The sequence below is a fragment of the Vibrio sp. CJQ_6 genome (assembly GCF_043106745.1).
Taxonomy (GTDB): domain Bacteria; phylum Pseudomonadota; class Gammaproteobacteria; order Enterobacterales; family Vibrionaceae; genus Vibrio; species Vibrio furnissii.
The window spans coordinates 24,528-42,508 of record NZ_JBICMV010000037.1; the positions used below are offsets into that span (position 1 = coordinate 24,528).

The 17,981-nt window shown below is 52.6% G+C and carries 15 protein-coding genes; 13 read left to right on the top strand and 2 right to left on the bottom strand.

Annotated elements, in window-relative coordinates; translation table 11 throughout:
- The gene (gene nadB, locus ACF8PK_RS21815; RefSeq protein ID WP_004729161.1) at window positions 1–1,611 is read right to left on the bottom strand and encodes an L-aspartate oxidase; all 1,611 of its coding nucleotides are present in this window, start codon (window positions 1,609–1,611) and stop codon (window positions 1–3) included.
- Window positions 1,612–2,071: 460 nt separating this feature from the next.
- On the opposite strand from nadB, the gene rpoE reads away from it, so the two are divergent.
- The 11 genes from rpoE to acpS all read left to right on the top strand — a co-directional run bounded on the left by rpoE (window position 2,072) and on the right by acpS (window position 11,216).
- Window positions 2,072–2,644, top strand: coding sequence for an RNA polymerase sigma factor RpoE (rpoE, locus tag ACF8PK_RS21820; protein ID WP_004729159.1), 573 nt, complete (start codon window positions 2,072–2,074; stop codon window positions 2,642–2,644).
- A 30-nt stretch (window positions 2,645–2,674) separates the two neighbouring features.
- Entirely contained in the window at window positions 2,675–3,304 is a 630-nt protein-coding gene (locus ACF8PK_RS21825) for a sigma-E factor negative regulatory protein (protein WP_041942481.1), read from the top strand.
- Window positions 3,301–4,269, top strand: a complete 969-nt coding sequence (gene rseB / locus ACF8PK_RS21830) for a sigma-E factor regulatory protein RseB (RefSeq protein WP_004729155.1) — start codon at window positions 3,301–3,303, stop codon at window positions 4,267–4,269. Before ACF8PK_RS21825 ends, rseB begins: the two co-directional genes overlap by 4 nt.
- The gene (locus ACF8PK_RS21835; RefSeq protein ID WP_004729153.1) at window positions 4,266–4,736 is read left to right on the top strand and encodes a SoxR reducing system RseC family protein; all 471 of its coding nucleotides are present in this window, start codon (window positions 4,266–4,268) and stop codon (window positions 4,734–4,736) included. Before rseB ends, ACF8PK_RS21835 begins: the two co-directional genes overlap by 4 nt.
- Before the next feature lie 113 nt (window positions 4,737–4,849).
- Complete coding sequence (gene lepA / locus ACF8PK_RS21840; RefSeq protein WP_004729151.1) at window positions 4,850–6,643, top strand: translation elongation factor 4; 1,794 nt, start codon at window positions 4,850–4,852, stop codon at window positions 6,641–6,643.
- Between the two features lie 92 nt (window positions 6,644–6,735).
- The gene (gene lepB / locus ACF8PK_RS21845) at window positions 6,736–7,632 is read left to right on the top strand and encodes a signal peptidase I (RefSeq protein ID WP_004729149.1); all 897 of its coding nucleotides are present in this window, start codon (window positions 6,736–6,738) and stop codon (window positions 7,630–7,632) included.
- Window positions 7,633–7,667: 35 nt separating this feature from the next.
- On the top strand, window positions 7,668–8,345 hold the full coding sequence (rnc, locus tag ACF8PK_RS21850; protein ID WP_004729147.1) for a ribonuclease III: 678 nt from the start codon (window positions 7,668–7,670) through the stop codon (window positions 8,343–8,345).
- Window positions 8,338–9,303 (top strand): GTPase Era, encoded by a 966-nt coding sequence (gene era, locus ACF8PK_RS21855; RefSeq protein ID WP_004729145.1) that lies wholly within the window; start codon window positions 8,338–8,340, stop codon window positions 9,301–9,303. Before rnc ends, era begins: the two co-directional genes overlap by 8 nt.
- 76 nt (window positions 9,304–9,379) lie before the next feature.
- Window positions 9,380–10,105, top strand: coding sequence for a DNA repair protein RecO (gene recO / locus ACF8PK_RS21860; RefSeq protein WP_004729143.1), 726 nt, complete (start codon window positions 9,380–9,382; stop codon window positions 10,103–10,105).
- A complete protein-coding gene (pdxJ, locus tag ACF8PK_RS21865; protein WP_004729141.1) occupies window positions 10,102–10,833 on the top strand; it encodes a pyridoxine 5'-phosphate synthase in 732 nt (243 codons plus the stop codon). Before recO ends, pdxJ begins: the two co-directional genes overlap by 4 nt.
- Window positions 10,834–10,838: 5 nt before the next feature.
- Entirely contained in the window at window positions 10,839–11,216 is a 378-nt protein-coding gene (acpS, locus tag ACF8PK_RS21870; protein WP_004729139.1) for a holo-ACP synthase, read from the top strand.
- A 70-nt stretch (window positions 11,217–11,286) separates the two neighbouring features.
- On the opposite strand, the gene barA is transcribed toward acpS, so the two are convergent.
- Window positions 11,287–14,088 carry a two-component sensor histidine kinase BarA gene (barA, locus tag ACF8PK_RS21875; protein WP_392443559.1) on the bottom strand — a complete coding sequence of 934 codons (2,802 nt, stop codon included), beginning with the start codon at window positions 14,086–14,088 and terminating at the stop codon, window positions 11,287–11,289.
- A 173-nt stretch (window positions 14,089–14,261) separates the two neighbouring features.
- Here barA and rlmD point away from each other — a divergent pair, with 173 nt between their 5' ends.
- Both rlmD and relA read left to right on the top strand, forming a co-directional pair.
- Window positions 14,262–15,584: a 23S rRNA (uracil(1939)-C(5))-methyltransferase RlmD gene (gene rlmD / locus ACF8PK_RS21880; protein ID WP_392443562.1), complete on the top strand. Its 1,323-nt coding sequence runs from the start codon at window positions 14,262–14,264 to the stop codon at window positions 15,582–15,584.
- A 64-nt stretch (window positions 15,585–15,648) separates the two neighbouring features.
- On the top strand, window positions 15,649–17,874 hold the full coding sequence (gene relA / locus ACF8PK_RS21885; protein WP_014204441.1) for a GTP diphosphokinase: 2,226 nt from the start codon (window positions 15,649–15,651) through the stop codon (window positions 17,872–17,874).
- Window positions 17,875–17,981: the final 107 nt, after the last annotated feature.

Genomic DNA, 17,981 nt, shown 5'->3' on the forward strand with positions numbered 1-17,981 from the left:
TTATGCTTGATCCGGCGTCAAAATCGTCGGGCCGCTGTCTTCTGCAAGCTCCGGATAGTCCAGCGTGTAGTGCAAGCCACGGCTCTCTTTACGCTGCATCGCACAACGCACCATCAGTTCTGCCACTTGCAGCAAGTTACGCAGTTCCAGCAGGTTGTTCGACACACGGAAGTTGCTGTAGTACTCGTGGGTTTCTTGTTGCAGCAGTTGAATGCGACGTAAGGCGCGCTCCAAGCGCTTGTCGGTGCGCACAATGCCCATGTAGTCCCACATAAACAGGCGCAGTTCGTGCCAGTTATGCTGAATCACCACTTCTTCATCCGAGCAAGTGACCTGACTTTCATCCCAACCGGGTAGGCTAGGGGGCAACTGCGCGTCTTTCAGTTTGCTGAGAATGTCTTTGGCCGCCGACCACGCGTAAACCACACACTCCAGCAAGGAGTTTGAGGCCATGCGGTTGGCACCGTGCAGGCCGGTGTAGCTGACTTCGCCAATCGCGTAGAGCTGCTCAAGGTCGGTTTGCCCGTTCTGATTCACCATCACGCCGCCGCAGGTGTAGTGCGCGGCGGGAACAATCGGAATCGGCTCTTGGGTCATGTCGATGCCCAGATCCATCAAGCGGCTGTAGATCATCGGGAAATGCTTTTCGATGAAGTCGGCCGGTTTGTGGCTGATATCGAGATACATGCAGTCTGCGCCCAGACGCTTCATTTCAAAGTCAATCGCGCGCGCCACGACATCACGCGGCGCCAGTTCGGCGCGTTCGTCAAAATCGGGCATAAAACGTGAGCCATCCGGGCGACGCAAGTAAGCGCCTTCGCCGCGCAGCGCTTCGGTCAGCAGGAAGTTTCGCGCATCTGGGTGATACAAACAGGTCGGGTGGAACTGGTTAAATTCTAAGTTGGCCACGCGACACCCGGCACGCCATGCCATCGCAATGCCGTCACCGGAAGAGACATCGGGGTTGGAAGTATACTGGTACACCTTCGATGCCCCGCCGGTTGCCAAGACAACAAACTTCGAATGAATCACTTCCACGTGTTCTTCGTTGCGGTTCCACACATAGGCGCCAACCACTTTATCGGCGCGGCCACCGATTTTATCCTCGGTGATCAAATCGAGCGCGTTGTAGCGTTCCAACAAGGTGATATTTGGATGATTGTGGACGTTGTCTTGCAAGGAGGTTTGCACGGCCATGCCGGTCGCATCGGCAGCATGCAGAATGCGGCGATGGCTGTGACCCCCTTCGCGAGTGAGGTGATAACGCGGCTCTTCTTCGTCGCTATCTTCTTCTTTATCGAACGGCACGCCGCCGTCGATCAACCACTGCACGCACTCTTTGGCGTGCTCCGCAATAAAACGAACGGTCTCTTGCTCGCAAATCCCTGCGCCAGCGATAAGGGTATCTTGGACGTGTGAATCAATGCTGTCTGATTCATCAAACACCGCGGCAATCCCGCCTTGAGCGTAATAGGTCGACCCTTCGCTGCGAGGTCCTTTACTCAGTACGATGACGTTGCAATGTTTGGCTATACGCAGGGCTAACGACAAGCCTGCTGCACCACTTCCCACGACTAATACATCGCACTGATGTTCTCGGTTAGCGTTCATAAAATGTTTATATTCCCGAACTCCAGTTAGAGTTATCCTACTCTAAGTTTAAAATACAGCACGCTGAGTTCCCATTGGCCGTGAGCGGGCAATGTGTCATCTGAGTAACCTATGGTCAGGGAACCATGCAACGTGAGTCCATTGACCTCAAAATGTTCGGTTGAGATGGGCATGACCGACATGCTCTTGAGGGTATTATCTTCGCGCTAAAAGCAATACATTGTAAATGCTATTGTCTTTTCTGACTCCTGTCCCCACTATTCAGGGAGATTTCCAGGAACCTAGATTACATCACAATGCGGTGGGTGAATGGTAAAAAAATTCACACAGAATTGAACTTTCCCTGCGCGGCTGAGTCACAATAGTGCTCATGTAGGCAGTGGTGTCAAGGCAACATTTTGCATCATTAGAGTCCATATCTGAGAAGGTACGGAATATAACAATAGGAGTAACCGCTCGAATGAACGAGCAGCTGACCGATCAAGTGTTGATTGAGCGAGTTCAGAACGGAGATAAGCAAGCGTTTAATCTTTTGGTACTGAGATATCAAAACAAGGTCTGCAATCTTATTTCCAGGTATGTGAGCAATTCAGGAGATGTGGCGGATGTTGCGCAGGAAGCCTTTATCAAAGCTTACCGTGCGATTCCGACCTTTCGCGGCGAAAGTGCGTTTTACACTTGGCTTTACCGTATTGCTGTTAATACTGCAAAAAATCACATCGTGGCACAAAGCCGTCGTCCGCCGGCAAGCGATGTTGATGCTGAAGAAGCTGAATTTTACGAAAGCGGCAACGCATTGAAAGAAATATCGAACCCAGAAAACATTACGCTGTCCAAAGAGTTAAAGCAGGCGGTGTTTAGTGCGATAGAAGCGTTGCCTGAAGATTTGAAAACCGCGATGACATTGCGAGAGCTAGAAGGCTTAAGCTATGAAGACATCGCTGAAGTCATGGATTGCCCCGTAGGTACGGTGCGTTCTCGTATCTTCCGTGCTCGTGAGGCGGTAGAAAAAAGAATTAAACCTCTTTTATAGCGCTAACGAGCAACAACAATGGTGAAAATAATGGCTGACAAAGAGAAACTTTCAGCGCTCATGGATGGAGAACTGGTCGATAAGCTGCTAATTCAAGAATTGGCCAGCGACCGCGACGGTCTCGACACGTGGAAAAATTACCATCTGATTGGTGATGTGCTGCGTGGTGAGGCGCCTGAGCGACCAGAATGGAATATCGCTGAAAGTGTCGCACTCGCGTTGGAAAATGAACCGGCGCATTCGACGTTTAGCACTGCCACGACCCATATTACCGATATCAACCAAGCTCGCATTGAGTCTCAGCCTAAGCCTGAGCAAGCGCGTCGTCAGTTACCGGCTTGGTTATCCCAGTTTGGTCAAGTCGCGGTCGCGGCTTGCGTATCTTTAGCGGTAATTTTGGGCGTTCAGCAATATGGTGGCACCGATGGTGCGACGCCACAGCAAGATCAATTGCCAGTGCTTCAAACGATTCCGTTTTCAGGCAGTGCAGAACCTGTTAGCCTGACGCGCGAATCTGTTGAACGCCACAGCAATGAAGCGAACGTGCAAGAACAACGTCGCCGTGTGAATGCGTTGCTGCAAGACTATGAACTTCAATTAAGATTGAACAGTGAGAACTTAGGCTCTCATTCCGATCCAGTCGAACCGGTAGTTGAATGAAGAAATTTCTGATCAGTGCACTGACACTGTTCAGTTTGAGCATCAATCCAGCCTTTGCAGAGGAAGAGTCTGCAGAGGCTTTGTTGCATCAAATGAACGATGCCAGTCAGCATCTCAATTATGAACTGTCTTATATCCTGATTAAGAAAAACAGCATTGAACCGTTGTTGTATCGTCATGCGCGTGAAGCCAACGATCAACAGTTGGCTCACTTGGTGTACCTCAGCGGTCCGGTGCGCGAAGTGATTCGTCGCGGCAACGAGGTCAGTTATGTTGAGCCGGGAGTGGAGCCCTTTACTATCGAATCGGGCAACATGGTCGCCCCGACCATTCCGATGCTCAACAGCGATGTGAATGAGCTCAGCCAATATTACGATTTCGTCAAAGTGGGTCGAGCCCGAGAAGCGGGCGCGGCATGCCAAGTGCTGCGTATTGTGCCGAAAGATGGCCTGCGTTACTCCTATGTGTTGTGGGTCGACGAGCACAGTAACCTGCCGTTGCGCGCCGATCTGGTGGATCGTGATGGGGAAGTGCTGGAGCAATACCGCACCATTTCTTACTCCATCAGTGACAAACTGGCGGAGCTGATGTCTGGGCTGAACAAAGTCCAACTGCCGGAAGTCCTGTCGCTGCCGAAAGGCAATATTACCGACACGTTTTGGTCGGTGGGTTGGACGCCGGAAGGCTTTAAACCATTGGAACTGAACCGTTACCGCATGGCGATTACCGAACGCTTGGTGGAAAGCCAAATGTTCTCGGATGGGCTATTTAGCTTCTCGGTGTACGTCTCTGCCAGTGACAACTATTCACTCAAAGGTCAGTTGGTTCGCCAAGGCCGCCGCACGTTGCACAGCTTTGTGAAAGGCGACAGCGAAATCTCGGTGGTGGGCGACATTCCGCCTGATACCGCCAAACGCATCGCTCAGTCTGTGGTGTTTCATACCGACGGAGCGCCCAAACCATGATGACCGCCTTAGCCACCGTGACCGCCGTTGCCAGCCAAAAACACGGCTATCATGTTGAACTCAGTTGCGAGCAACAAACCAGTTGCAGCGGTTGTGCGTCTTCAAAAAGTTGTGGTACGGGCATTGTTTCCAAAGCGGTGGGCAATAAAGCGCTGTTCTGGCAATTGGATACCGATAAAAAAGTAGAGCAAGGCCAGGTGGTTGAAATTGGTTTTCCTGAGAAAAGCCTGCTGCAATCGGCCGCGCTGGTGTATCTGGTGCCGCTGCTGATGATGATCCTCGGCGCTTGGTTAGCGGACGCGTGGTTAGCTCCGCTGCTTGGCATGGGGGAGGGCATCATCATTCTTACCTCGCTGCTGTTTATTGGATTAGGCATCGCGATGGCCAAACGGGGTTCGACACAACTGGAGAAACGCTCTGCACAAGAGGTGGTTCTGCTGCGCGTGCTTGGGCAACCCATCGCCTAAATTATGGTGCGAACCCCAACGAAATTGGGTAGAATCGGCCAACTTGAATGAAATGCCGCCAGATGCGGCCTTTCTTATGTCCTAATTAGTAAGAGTTTAGTCATCCCAAACCTATGAAGCACATTCGTAACTTTTCGATTATCGCCCACATTGACCATGGTAAATCGACCCTATCTGACCGTTTAATCCAAGTCTGTGGTGGATTAAGCGACCGTGAAATGGCCGAGCAAGTTCTGGACTCCATGGATCTTGAACGTGAGCGTGGCATCACCATCAAAGCGCAGAGTGTGACTCTCGATTACCATGCAAAAGATGGCGAAACCTACCAACTTAACTTCATCGACACTCCTGGACACGTGGACTTCTCGTATGAAGTGTCCCGCTCTCTAGCGGCGTGTGAAGGCGCACTGCTGGTGGTCGACGCAGGTCAGGGCGTAGAAGCTCAGACCTTGGCAAACTGCTATACCGCGATCGAAATGGATCTGGAAGTGGTGCCAATCTTGAACAAGATTGACCTGCCTGCCGCAGAACCTGAGCGCGTGGCTGAAGAGATTGAAGACATCGTCGGCATCGATGCGATCGATGCGGTGCGTTGTTCCGCCAAAACCGGCGTGGGCGTGGATGAAGTGCTGGAAAAAATCGTGTCTGCGATTCCAGCGCCAGAAGGCGATCCTGATGCACCCCTGCAAGCCCTAATCATCGACTCGTGGTTCGATAACTACCTGGGCGTGGTGTCGTTGGTACGTATCAAAAACGGTAAGCTGAAGAAAAACGACAAGATCAAAGTGATGAGCACTGGCCAGGTTTGGGGTGTGGATCGCTTGGGTATTTTTACACCAAAACAAGTCGACACGAACGATCTCGAAACGGGTGAAGTGGGCTGGGTTGTGTGTGGTATTAAAGACATTCTCGGCGCGCCTGTGGGCGATACCCTGACGCTGGCGAAGAACGGCTGTGACAAACCACTGCCGGGCTTTAAGAAAGTGAAACCTCAGGTTTACGCGGGTCTGTTCCCGGTGTCGTCTGATGATTACGAAGCGTTCCGTGATGCACTGGGCAAATTGAGCCTGAATGATGCCTCGCTGTTCTACGAGCCAGAAACGTCGGCCGCACTGGGCTTTGGTTTCCGTTGTGGTTTCCTTGGCATGCTGCACATGGAAATCATTCAGGAGCGTCTGGAACGTGAATACGATCTGGATCTGATCACCACGGCACCAACCGTTGTGTATGAAGTTCTGAAAACCGACAAAGAACTGATGCTCGTGGATAGCCCGGCCAAACTGCCGGCCATTAACGATATTGAAGAAATTCGTGAGCCGATTGCGCGCTGTAACATTCTGGTGCCAGCCGATTACTTGGGTAACGTGATTACCTTATGTATCGAAAAACGCGGCATTCAGGTCGATATGGTGTACCACGGGAACCAAGTGGCATTGACCTATGATATTCCGATGGCTGAAGTGGTCTTGGATTTCTTTGACCGTCTGAAATCAACGTCTCGCGGTTATGCGTCACTCGACTACGGCTTCCAGCGTTTTGAGGCGTCGAACATGGTACGTGTAGACGTACTGCTCAACGGCGACAAAGTGGATGCGCTGGCGATCATCACGCACAAAGATCAGTCTCAGTCACGTGGTCGTCTGCTGGTTGAGAAGATGAAAGAGTTCATTCCTCGCCAAATGTTTGATATCGCGATTCAAGCGGCGATTGGTAACCACATCATCGCGCGTTCTACGGTGAAACAGCTGCGTAAAAACGTTCTGGCGAAATGTTACGGTGGCGACGTGAGCCGTAAGAAGAAACTGTTGAAGAAACAGAAAGAAGGTAAGAAACGCATGAAGCAAATCGGTAACGTTGAGCTTCCTCAAGAGGCGTTCTTAGCCATTCTTCACGTAGGCAAAGATTAAACTCTATTGGTGACGGTCAGTTGCTTGCATTAACTCTCAAGTGAAAGGGTCTCGGCTCTTTCACTTTTCGTATTTTTAGATAAGGGAAGTCAATGGCGAATACATTTTCACTCTTTCTGGTCATCTTCACACTCGTGACAGGTGTCATTTGGGCACTGGAAAAATGGGTGTGGGCGAAGAAGCGTCAAGCAAAAATGGCGCAACTGCAAAGTGAAACCCACGGTATTGATGCCTCATTGACGGCGAAAATTCATCCACAACCTTGGTGGGTGGAAAACGCGGTGTCGATTTTCCCTGTGATTGCGTTTGTGCTGGTGCTGCGTTCATTTGTGTTTGAACCGTTTCAGATTCCATCGGGTTCGATGATGCCAACCTTGCTGGTGGGCGATTTCATTCTGGTGGAGAAATACGCCTACGGCCTGAAAGATCCAGTGTGGCGGACACAATTGGTCGAAACGGGTAAACCGCATCGTGGCGACATTGTGGTCTTCAAATACCCCAAAGAGCCAAGTGTTGACTACATTAAACGTGTCGTCGGCATGCCGGGCGATACCGTGCGTTACAGCAGCACCAAAGAAGTGTGCATTCAGCCCAAAGGCGAAGCGCAATGCAAACAAGTGAAGCTTTCCAACGTGGTGGAGAGTCCGTTCATTCAAAATAACATCCCCCTGATTCAGCTTGATGAGCAGTTGGGTGAAGTGAAGCACAACATTCTGATTAACCCGCTGCGTATTGATAACGTCAACGACTATCAACCGCGCCGTGGCGTGAACGAATGGGTGGTTCCACAAGGGCACTACTTTGTGATGGGTGATAACCGTGACAACAGTGCTGACAGCCGTTTCTGGGGCTTTGTTCCAGAAGCAAACTTAGTCGGTAAAGCGGTGGCGATTTGGATCAGCTTTGAGTTTGATCGTGCGTCAGACAGCGTGCTACCGGCTTGGATTCCAACTGGTGTGCGTTTTAACCGCATTGGTGGCATTAACTAGGTCAGCGAGCGCTGATCGCAACACATCGAGAGAGTATGAATTCTCCAATTAGTAGACTAGAAACTAAGCTTGGCTATCAGTTTAACAATGCTGAGCTTATCTCTTTGGCGCTGACACACCGCAGCGCCAATGGTAAACACAATGAACGTCTTGAGTTTCTGGGCGATTCAATTTTAAGTTTTGTCATTGCAGATGATCTTTACCATCGTTTCCCGAAAGTGAACGAAGGCGACATGAGTCGCATGCGTGCCACTCTCGTGCGTGGAAATACGCTTGCAGAACTGGGCCGTGAATTCGACCTAGGAGATTACTTAAAATTAGGTCCAGGCGAGTTGAAAAGTGGCGGTTTCCGTCGTGATTCAATTTTGGCCGATGCAGTAGAAGCGATTATCGGTGCGATCTATCTCGATAGCGATATCGAAGTGGCGCGCGCGACAGTGCTGAGCTGGTATCAGTCTCGTCTGGAAGCGATTAAGCCGGGCGTTTCGCAGAAAGACCCGAAAACGCGCTTGCAGGAATTCCTTCAAGGCAGAAGAAAACCGCTGCCTGTCTACACTGTGACTAATATTAAAGGTGAAGCACACAATCAGGAATTCACTGTCGCGTGTGACATTGCAGGCATCGGAGCGCCTGTGATCGGTAAAGGTACGAGCCGCCGCAAGGCAGAACAAGCGGCTGCGGAAACGGCACTAGAGCAATTGACAAATGTCTGATCAAGAATTCGATATCGATGCATATTTTGCATCCAGTGGTGAAAGTTCATCTTCACCCGACAATCAACACTGTGGTTTCGTGGCGATCGTGGGTCGTCCGAACGTGGGGAAATCAACGCTGCTGAATAACATTCTCGGCCAGAAGATTTCGATCACGTCGCGCAAACCACAAACCACGCGTCACCGTATTATGGGTGTGGACACCGATGGTGATTATCAGGCGATTTACGTCGATACACCGGGGCTACACATTGAAGAAAAACGCGCCATCAACCGCCTGATGAACCGTGCGGCGAGCAGCTCGCTCAGCGACGTGAATCTGGTGTTTTTTGTCGTGGAAGGCACGCACTGGACCGCCGATGATGAGATGGTGCTGAATAAGCTGAAGAATGCCAACTTCCCGGTCGTACTGTGTGTCAACAAAGTCGATAACGTCAAAGACCGCAACGACGTCATGCTGCACATGATGGAGCTGTCGAACAAGATGGACTTCGTCGATGTAGTGCCAATTTCCGCCAAGCTTGGCAAGAACGTCGAGGTGCTGCGCAAGCACGTGCGCGATCATCTGCCAAAAGCGGTACACCATTTCCCGGAAGAGTACGTCACCGACCGCTCACAGCGCTTTATGGCATCAGAAATCATTCGTGAAAAACTGATGCGTTTCACCGGTGAAGAGTTGCCCTACTCAGTGACCGTGGAAATTGAACGCTTTGACTACAATCCGGACACCGACGGTTTCCATATCAACGCCCTGATTCTGGTGGAACGCATCGGCCAGAAAAAAATGGTGATTGGTAACAAAGGTGAAAAGATCAAAACCATCGGCAGCCAAGCGCGTCTGGATATGGAAGAGCTGTTTGGCCGCAAGGTGTATCTGGAAACTTGGGTCAAGGTGAAATCGGGCTGGGCGGACGACGAACGTGCGCTGCGCTCACTGGGTTACATCGACGACCTATAATCTCTCCTGCACTGGCTCCGTTATGGGGCCAGTGTTTTATTGACGCTTTGCCCACTGCGAGAACGGATTGCCCACTATGTCAGACGGTCTACAACGCTGCTTTGTGCTCCATCGGCGTCCGTATAGCGAAACCAGCCTGATTCTGGATGTGTTCAGCGAAGAGTACGGACGACTGACGTTGCTCGCCAAAGGCGCGCGTAGCAAGCGCTCCAACCTCAAAGGGGCCTTGCAGCCGTTTACGCCACTGTTGCTCAAATGGTCGGGCAACAGTTCGATGAAAACCCTGCGCCAAGCCGAAGCGATCAGCCTCGGGCTGCCGCTGACCGGCATTCACCTCTATTCAGCCATGTACGTCAACGAATTGGTTGGCCGCGTCTTGGCGCCGGAAGTGCCGTCGCCGGGTCTGTTTCATGATTACCTGTTTGCCCTGACTGAGCTGGCACAAAGCGATAACCCTGAACCACCGCTGCGCCGTTTTGAGTTGGCGCTGCTGTCGTCGCTTGGGTATGGCGTTGATTTTCTTCATTGCGCGGGAACGGGGGAGCCGGTAGACCCAGCGATGACCTATCGTTACCGCGAGCAAAAAGGCTTTATTGCGTCGGTGCGGCGCGATAACCTGACATTTCTTGGCAATGAACTGATTGCGATCAGCGAACGCCGCTTTACCACCAAAGAACAACTGCAGGCGGCAAAACGCTTTACACGCATTGCCTTAAAGCCGTATCTTGGCGGTAAACCTTTAAAAAGCCGGGAATTGTTCCGGCAAGCAATGCAACCCAGAGCACGGAGTGTAGGAAAATGAGCTCAATTCTTTTAGGTGTGAATATCGACCACGTCGCCACTTTGCGTAACGCACGCGGCACCAAATATCCGGATCCTGTGCACGCGGCTGAAATTGCGGAGCGCGCGGGAGCGGATGGTATCACCGTTCACCTGCGAGAAGACCGTCGCCATATCCTGGACCGTGACGTACGCATTCTGCGTGAAACGATTCAGACTCGAATGAACCTAGAAATGGCCGTGACCGATGAAATGGTTGAAATTGCGCTGCAAACGCAACCAGAGTTTGTGTGTCTGGTGCCGGAAAAGCGTGAAGAGTTGACCACTGAAGGTGGCCTTGACGTGATGGGCCAGTTAGAGAAAGTTAAAGCCGCGACGCAAACACTGACTGCAGCGGGCATCAAAGTGTCACTGTTCATTGACGCCGACCGCGAACAAATCGACGCGGCGAAAGCGTGTGGCGCGCCATTCATCGAATTGCACACGGGCCATTATGCCGATGCAACGTGCGAAGTGGATCAACAAAACGAACTGAAGAAAATTGCAGCGGCAGCAAGCTACGCGGCTGATCAAGGCATCATGGTTAACGCAGGTCACGGCCTGACGTACCACAACGTGGCGGCGATTGCGGCAATTCCGGAAATCTACGAACTCAACATCGGCCATGCGATCATTGGTCGCGCGGTGTTTGATGGATTGTCGAAAGCGGTTGCTGACATGAAAGCCGTGATGGACGACGCACGTCGTTAATTCGCATGATTGTTGGACTCGGCACAGACATCGCAGAAATTGAGCGCATTGAAAAAGCGCTCGCTCGCAGCGGCCGCGCGTTTGCTGAGCGCATTCTTACGGCGCAAGAACTCACGCAGTTTGATGGCCTCAAGCAACAAGGGCGTTATCTGGCTAAGCGTTTTGCTGCCAAAGAAGCCGCTTCCAAAGCTTTGGGGACGGGCATCGCGCAGGGCGTGAGTTTCCAAGATTTTGCCATCAGCAATGATGAGCAGGGCAAGCCACTGCTTCGCTTGAGTGGCAAAGCCGCGGAGCTGGCGCAGCGCAGTCACGTGGTGTCGGTGCATCTGACCATTTCGGACGAGCGCCATTATGCGGTGGCGACGGTGATCCTCGAAGCGTGAAGCAGAACGCTCTCTCAACAATAAAAAAGAGGTGCTGAGCACCTCTTTTTTTGTTTGCGGTAGCAGCCCTCTACTCGGGCTGCTCGGTTAAGTAAGGTTGCGCGGTGGCGATGACCTTGTCCATCTCATCCTGCAGTTCAAACAATTCCGGCTCGACATCGCTGATGCTGGCGCCTGAGCGCAGTGTTTGCTCCAACGTGGCACATACTTTCTTCAAGCGAGGGACCCCACTGTACGAACAACTGCCGTGCAGTTTGTGCACGTGATGCAGCAGATCGGCAATCGAATATTCATCGTCTTCGAGCGCCATGGCCACCACCTGATTCACTTCCGGAATCGACTCGACCAGCATACTCAGCATCTCGCGTGCTAAGTCTTCCTTATTGGCCGCCTGTTTGAGTGCCGCCTGCCAGTCAACGATGATGTTGCGGTGTTCCGGCTCTTCACGGTGGATGGTGGTGGCATCAAAGGCAATCGGCTCGGGCAGTTCCAGTTTGTCGACATCGTGTCGCAGCGAATCAGGACTCCAGTGCACCAGAACCTGTTGCAGAATGTGCTCTTCGATCGGTTTGGTGAGGTAATCGTCCATACCCGCTTTCAGCAGGCGATCACGTTCGCCAGACATCGCATGGGCGGTGACGGCAATCACGGGCGTATTCTGATTGAGTTCCAGTTGTTTAATTGCCTTACACGCCGTCACGCCATCCATGTGCGGCATCTGAATGTCCATCAAAATGATATCAAAATGACGCTGGCGTGCTTGCTCAATCGCATCTTGGCCGTTGGTGCAGGAGACCACCGCCTCGACGCGCTCTTGCAGCAGCGCAGTGATGAGTTTCAGATTGGCCGGGTTGTCATCGACCGCCATCACGGTGAGTGGCATCTTGTCTTGTTTCACCGGCACGGCTTGCGTGGGCGCGTCGATCACCACAGGTTGATGGGCGATCAGGGTTTGCAGCAGTTTCTTACGCGACAGCGGCTTGGTAATGCATTGCACCGGATACTGCTTCATCAGCAGGTCGGCCAGCGCCAGCTCGGTACTTGGCGTCCCGATAATCACGTGTGATGAAATGCCAATCGAGCGCTGCACCCACTGTTCTACCAACTCGACATCGGTCTCTTTGCTTGGCGCGAGGTTGAGCAGTACATAATCGAAGTGATCCGACTCTTCCGGCATCGCTGAGCGGTACGTCACCGTCAGGCCCGCTTGTACCAACAATTGCTGCACAATCGATGCCGCTTGCATGTTCGGTTCCACCAATAGCAACTGTTTTTGGCTCAGCGCTTTTGGATCCAGCCAGTCGCTCATCGGCATTTCGGTGATGTGCAGGCGCAGGGTAAACCAGAAAGTAGACCCTTGGTGCAGTCGGCTGGTCAGGCTGATTTCGCCACCCATCTGACTGACCAGTTTCTGAGTAATCACCAAGCCCAGCCCGGTGCCGCCGTAGCGGCGAGAAATACTGGCGTCGGCCTGACTGAAGGCTTGGAATAGCTGCGCTTGCTGACGCTCGGAAATCCCGATGCCGGTGTCGCGCACCATAAATTGCAACTCCACCACATCATCACGCTGCGAGCGCATTTCGACGCTGATGTCGATGTTGCCACGTTCGGTAAATTTGATCGAGTTGCCGACCAAGTTGGTCAGAACTTGTTGAATGCGCAGCGGGTCACCCACCAAACCGGCCGGGATCTTCGGATCCACTTTCAGGGTGATTTCCAAGCCTTTCTCGTGCGCGCTGGTGGCTTGCAGGTTAACCACCTCTTCCAGCGTTTCTTGGAACTCAAATGGAATGTTTTCTAGCGCCAGTTTGCCCGCTTCTAGTTTCGAAAAGTCGAGAATGTCGTTGATGATGGTCAGCAGATTGTTGGCCGATTTTTCAATCGTTTGCAGGTAATCGGCCTGACTGTTGGTCAATTGGGTTTTCAGCATCTGACGGGTAAAGCCAATCACGCCGTTGAGCGGAGTGCGCAGCTCGTGCGACATGTTGGCCAAGAATTCCGATTTCACCCGCGCGGCTTCTTGCGCACGTTTTTTGGCGATGTCCAATTCGACGTTTTGAATCTCGAGCTGCTCTAGGGTTTCACGCAAATCGGAGGTGGCTTGGTCGATGCTGTGTTGCATCTCCACGTGGTATTCCGACAGCGACACCGCCATCGCGTTGATGCCTTTTTTCAGCGAATCCAGCTCGCCATGCATTTTGCCTTCAATTCGCACATCCAAGTGGCCTCGACGAATGCGGTCGACCATGTTCTTCATGTGTGTGATGGGGCGCGTCACATCGTGCATCAAACGGAAAGCAAACACGCCCGAGAGCAGCAGGCCCATGATCAGCACCAAGCAAGCGGAGAAAATTTCCTGATATTGCTGCAAACGCAGCGATGAGAGGTCGAGCTCAATCGCGATATAGCCCAGCACTGGGGTCGATTGCGCGTTGAGGCTGTCTTCAACCAAGCGGCCTTCAGCCAAAATGGGGGTGCGCAGAATGAGGGTGTTGTCGTCAAGTTGCGAGCTGCTGAGCACCGGAATCGGTTTGTCTTTCGGGTACATCAGTGCTTCGAAATTCGGGTGGAAGTTCGAGGTCACGAACAGCTCATGACGCGCATCGAACACGGCGATACTGCGAACAAATTTCGAATTTTTGCGGTGCGCGTAGCTGATGATGCGACGCACGGATTCACGGCTTTGATTTTTCAGCGAATCTTCACTGGCAATCGCCAGCGGTTCAATGATGCTTGCCCCGGCATTGAGGACCTGCGTTTCCAGATCGTGATAGCGGTTGAACGAAAACAGAGCGCTGAGCAGCAGCCCGATAATCAAGGTCGGAGCCAGAGTGAGAGTAATTACGCGCGCACGTAAGCCATATCGGGTCATTATTGTCTAAACATCGTGGTGTGGATATGGGAAAATAGCCGGCAAAATGATTCGCCGACGTTTCGAATAAGCGGTTAGCTTAATTCAAGTACAGTAACTTCGACAATCTTCCCCAAGCAGAATAGTGATGCTGGGGCGAAAACCATCATATAAATCACACTTAGGCACAGAGCATGGCACGTTTTTTCCAACCGAAAAAGAAAACCACCCTCAATCAGAAACACCAATCCGTCGCGGTGACGAAACTCGATCATCAAGGCGCAGGCATTGCGTATCACGACGGTAAACCGGTGTTCATTGAGGGCGCGTTGCCCGGTGAAGACGTGCTGATGCAACTGACCGAAAGCAAAAGTAAGTTTGCTCGCGCCAAGCTGATTAAGGTGCTGAAACCCAGCGCGCAACGGGTCACGCCGTTTTGCCCGCATTACGCCGAGTGCGGCGGCTGCGACTTACAGCATCTGGCGCACGCTGCGCAAATTGAACACAAGCAACAGGCGCTCAGCCAACTGATGGCTAAATTTGCCGGTCAGCAACTGGCGTTGTCGCCGCCGGTGAGTGCTTGCGATACCGGTTATCGCCGCCGCGCGCGCCTGAGCCTGCTTTGGGATAAAAAAACGCAGCAGTTGCAGTTTGGTTTTCGTCGCAAGCAGAGCAAGAGTATCGTCACCGTCACCGACTGTGCGGTGCTCGAACCAAGCTTGAATGCCCTGTTGCCAGCGCTGCACGCATTGCTGAGCGGCTTTGCGCATCCGGAGCAATTGGGCCACGTTGAATTGGTCAAAGCCGACAACACGCGCGTGTTGGTGCTGCGTCATCTGGCGCCGCTGGTCGCCAAAGACCAAAGCGCATTGGCGGCGTTTGCCGCTCAGCACGACCTCACGCTGTATTGCATGCCCAGCAGCGAGTCACTGGAGCACGTTTGCGGTGACGGGGCCGTCTATGGTGAAGCGGGGGTGACGATTCCGTTTTTGCCCAGCAACTTTATTCAGGTCAATCAGCAGGTCAATCAAGCCATGGTTGCCCAAGCGCTGGCGTGGTTGGCGGTTACTCCCGAAGAGCGCGTGTTAGATCTGTTCTGTGGTTTGGGTAACTTTAGTTTGCCACTGGCTAAGCTTGCCAAACAGGTCGTGGGTGTTGAAGGGATTGACGACATGGTCGAGCGAGCCAAGGCCAATGCCACGCGCAATGATCTGCATAACGTCTCGTTTTATCAGGCGAATTTGGAACAAGATATGACTGGCGAGACGTGGGCAGCGGAAAAATTTGATAAAGTATTACTCGACCCGGCCCGAGCCGGTGCGGCAGGGATTGTTGACCAGTTGGCGGCTTTGGGCGCCAAACGCGTGGTTTACGTCTCGTGTAATCCTGCTACGCTTGCTCGTGACAGCCAAAGCTTGCTGAGCCAGGGATTCCAGTTGGTGAAATTGGGAATGCTTGATATGTTCCCTCATACCAGTCATCTGGAATCGATGGCTTTGTTTGTAAAAAATCGGTAAGCGTCGAACTTCCGGGAGCGGAAGGGAGTCGAATACCACAAAATATAAGAATTAGGATAATCCCATGGTTGCGGTACGTAGCGCACACTTAAACCCAGACGAACAGTTTGAGCTAGAAAAATGGATTTCTAGTCTGCACCAGGAGCCAAAAACCTCCGCGAAGCTGACCGAGGTGTATCGCCAGTGCGAGCATCTGCTGGAAGGCAACCCTCAGGGGCCACTTTTGTTGTGGCGCGGTCGCGAGATGATCGAAATTCTGATCACGCTCTCGATGGATCGCCCCACATTAGTGGCGGCGGTGCTGTTTCCAATTGCGACCAGCGGTTTACTGGATCGTGAAGAGCTGGAAGAACATTACGGCAAAGAGATCATTAAGCTGATCAACGGCGTGGAAGAGATGGCCGCCATCGGCCAGTTGAATGTCACGGTCCAAGGCAGCGAAGCCTCGGCGCAGGTCGATAACGTGCGCCGCATGCTGCTCGCGATGGTGGATGATTTCCGCTGCGTGGTCATCAAGCTCGCTGAACGCATCTGTAACCTGCGTGAAGTGAAAGATCAGCCAGATGACGTCCGCCGCGCGGCCGCGAAAGAGTGTGCCAACATCTACGCGCCGCTGGCAAACCGCTTGGGCATTGGTCAGCTCAAATGGGAAATCGAAGATTACGCTTTCCGTTATCAGCAGCCGGATACCTACAAACAAATCGCCAAGCAACTCTCTGAGCGCCGCATTGTGCGCGAGCAGTACATTCGTGATTTCGTCAACGATCTGCGTAACGAGATGAGCGTCTCCAGCATCAACGCGGAAGTGAGCGGCCGCCCGAAACATATCTACAGCATCTGGCGCAAGATGCAGAAGAAAAACCTCGCGTTTGACGAACTGTTCGACGTGCGCGCGGTTCGCATCATCGCCGACAAACTGCAAGACTGTTACGCGGCGCTGGGCGTGGTGCACACCAAATATCGTCACTTGCCAAGTGAGTTTGACGACTACGTGGCCAATCCGAAACCCAACGGCTATCAGTCGATCCATACCGTGATTCTGGGGCCGGAAGGCAAGACCATCGAGATTCAGATCCGCACCAAGCAGATGCACGAAGAGTCGGAGCTGGGGGTGGCGGCGCACTGGAAATACAAAGAAGGCGCCAGCAGTGGCCGTAGTGGCTACGACGAGAAAATTACGTGGTTGCGTAAACTGCTCGATTGGCAAGAAGAGATGTCCGATTCTGGCGAAATGCTGGATGAACTGCGCAGTCAGGTGTTTGATGATCGCGTGTATGCCTTTACGCCGCGCGGTGATGTGGTCGATCTGCCGATGGGCGCGACGCCACTGGATTTCGCTTACCACATTCACTCTGAAGTGGGCCATCGTTGCATCGGGGCCAAAGTGGGCGGTCGTATCGTGCCATTCACCCACAAACTGCGCATGGGCGATCAGGTGGAAATTATCACCGCCAAAGAACCCAACCCATCGCGCGACTGGCTAAACCCGTCGCTGGGCTTTGTGCATTCCGGCCGTGCGCGTGCCAAGATCAACGCGTGGTTCCGCAAACAGAGCCGCGAGAAAAACCTCGAAGCGGGTCGTGAGATTCTGGAAGCGGAGCTGGTGAAAATCGGTGCCACGCTCAAAGACGCTGAAGCCTACGCACTGAAACGATTTAACGTGAACACCGCTGACGAGCTGTATGTCGGTGTGGGTAGCGGCGATCTGCGTATCAACCAAATCGTCAACCACATCAATGCGTTGGTGAACAAACCAACGGCCGAAGAAGAAGACAAGCTGGTGCTTGAAAAACTTCAGGTTGGTGAAAACAGAGCCGCTGGCGCGCCGCATCGCACGCACAAAGACGCGGTGGTGGTGGAAGGGGTTGATAACCTCATGACCCACTTAGCGCGCTGCTGTCAGCCGATTCCGGGCGATGAAATCAAAGGCTACATCACACAAGGGCGTGGCATTTCCGTGCACCGCAGCGACTGTGAACAGCTGGAAGAGCTGAGCCATCATGCGCCGGAACGCATCATCGATACTGTGTGGGGCCGAGGGTTTGTGGGTACTTACCACATCACGCTGCGCATCGAAGCGATGGAGCGGGTGGGGCTGCTAAAAGACATCACCACCTTGCTCAGCAACGAGAAAGTGAAAGTCACCACCATGAAGAGCCGCAGCGATTACAAGCGTCAAATCATCATCATGGACTTTGAGCTGGAAGTGAACAGTGTCGAAGTGTTTGAGCGTGTCTCGAAACGCATCGAACAGATCAAAGATGTGATGCTGGTGAAACGCCTTGGCTAAAGTGCTGGTGGTCTAAAGCGCCCATCAGCGAAGCTGGCAATCACAATCAATTGAAGGCGAGTGGGGGAATCTGCTCGCCTTTTTCATATTTAGACCGGGTTTTAGAA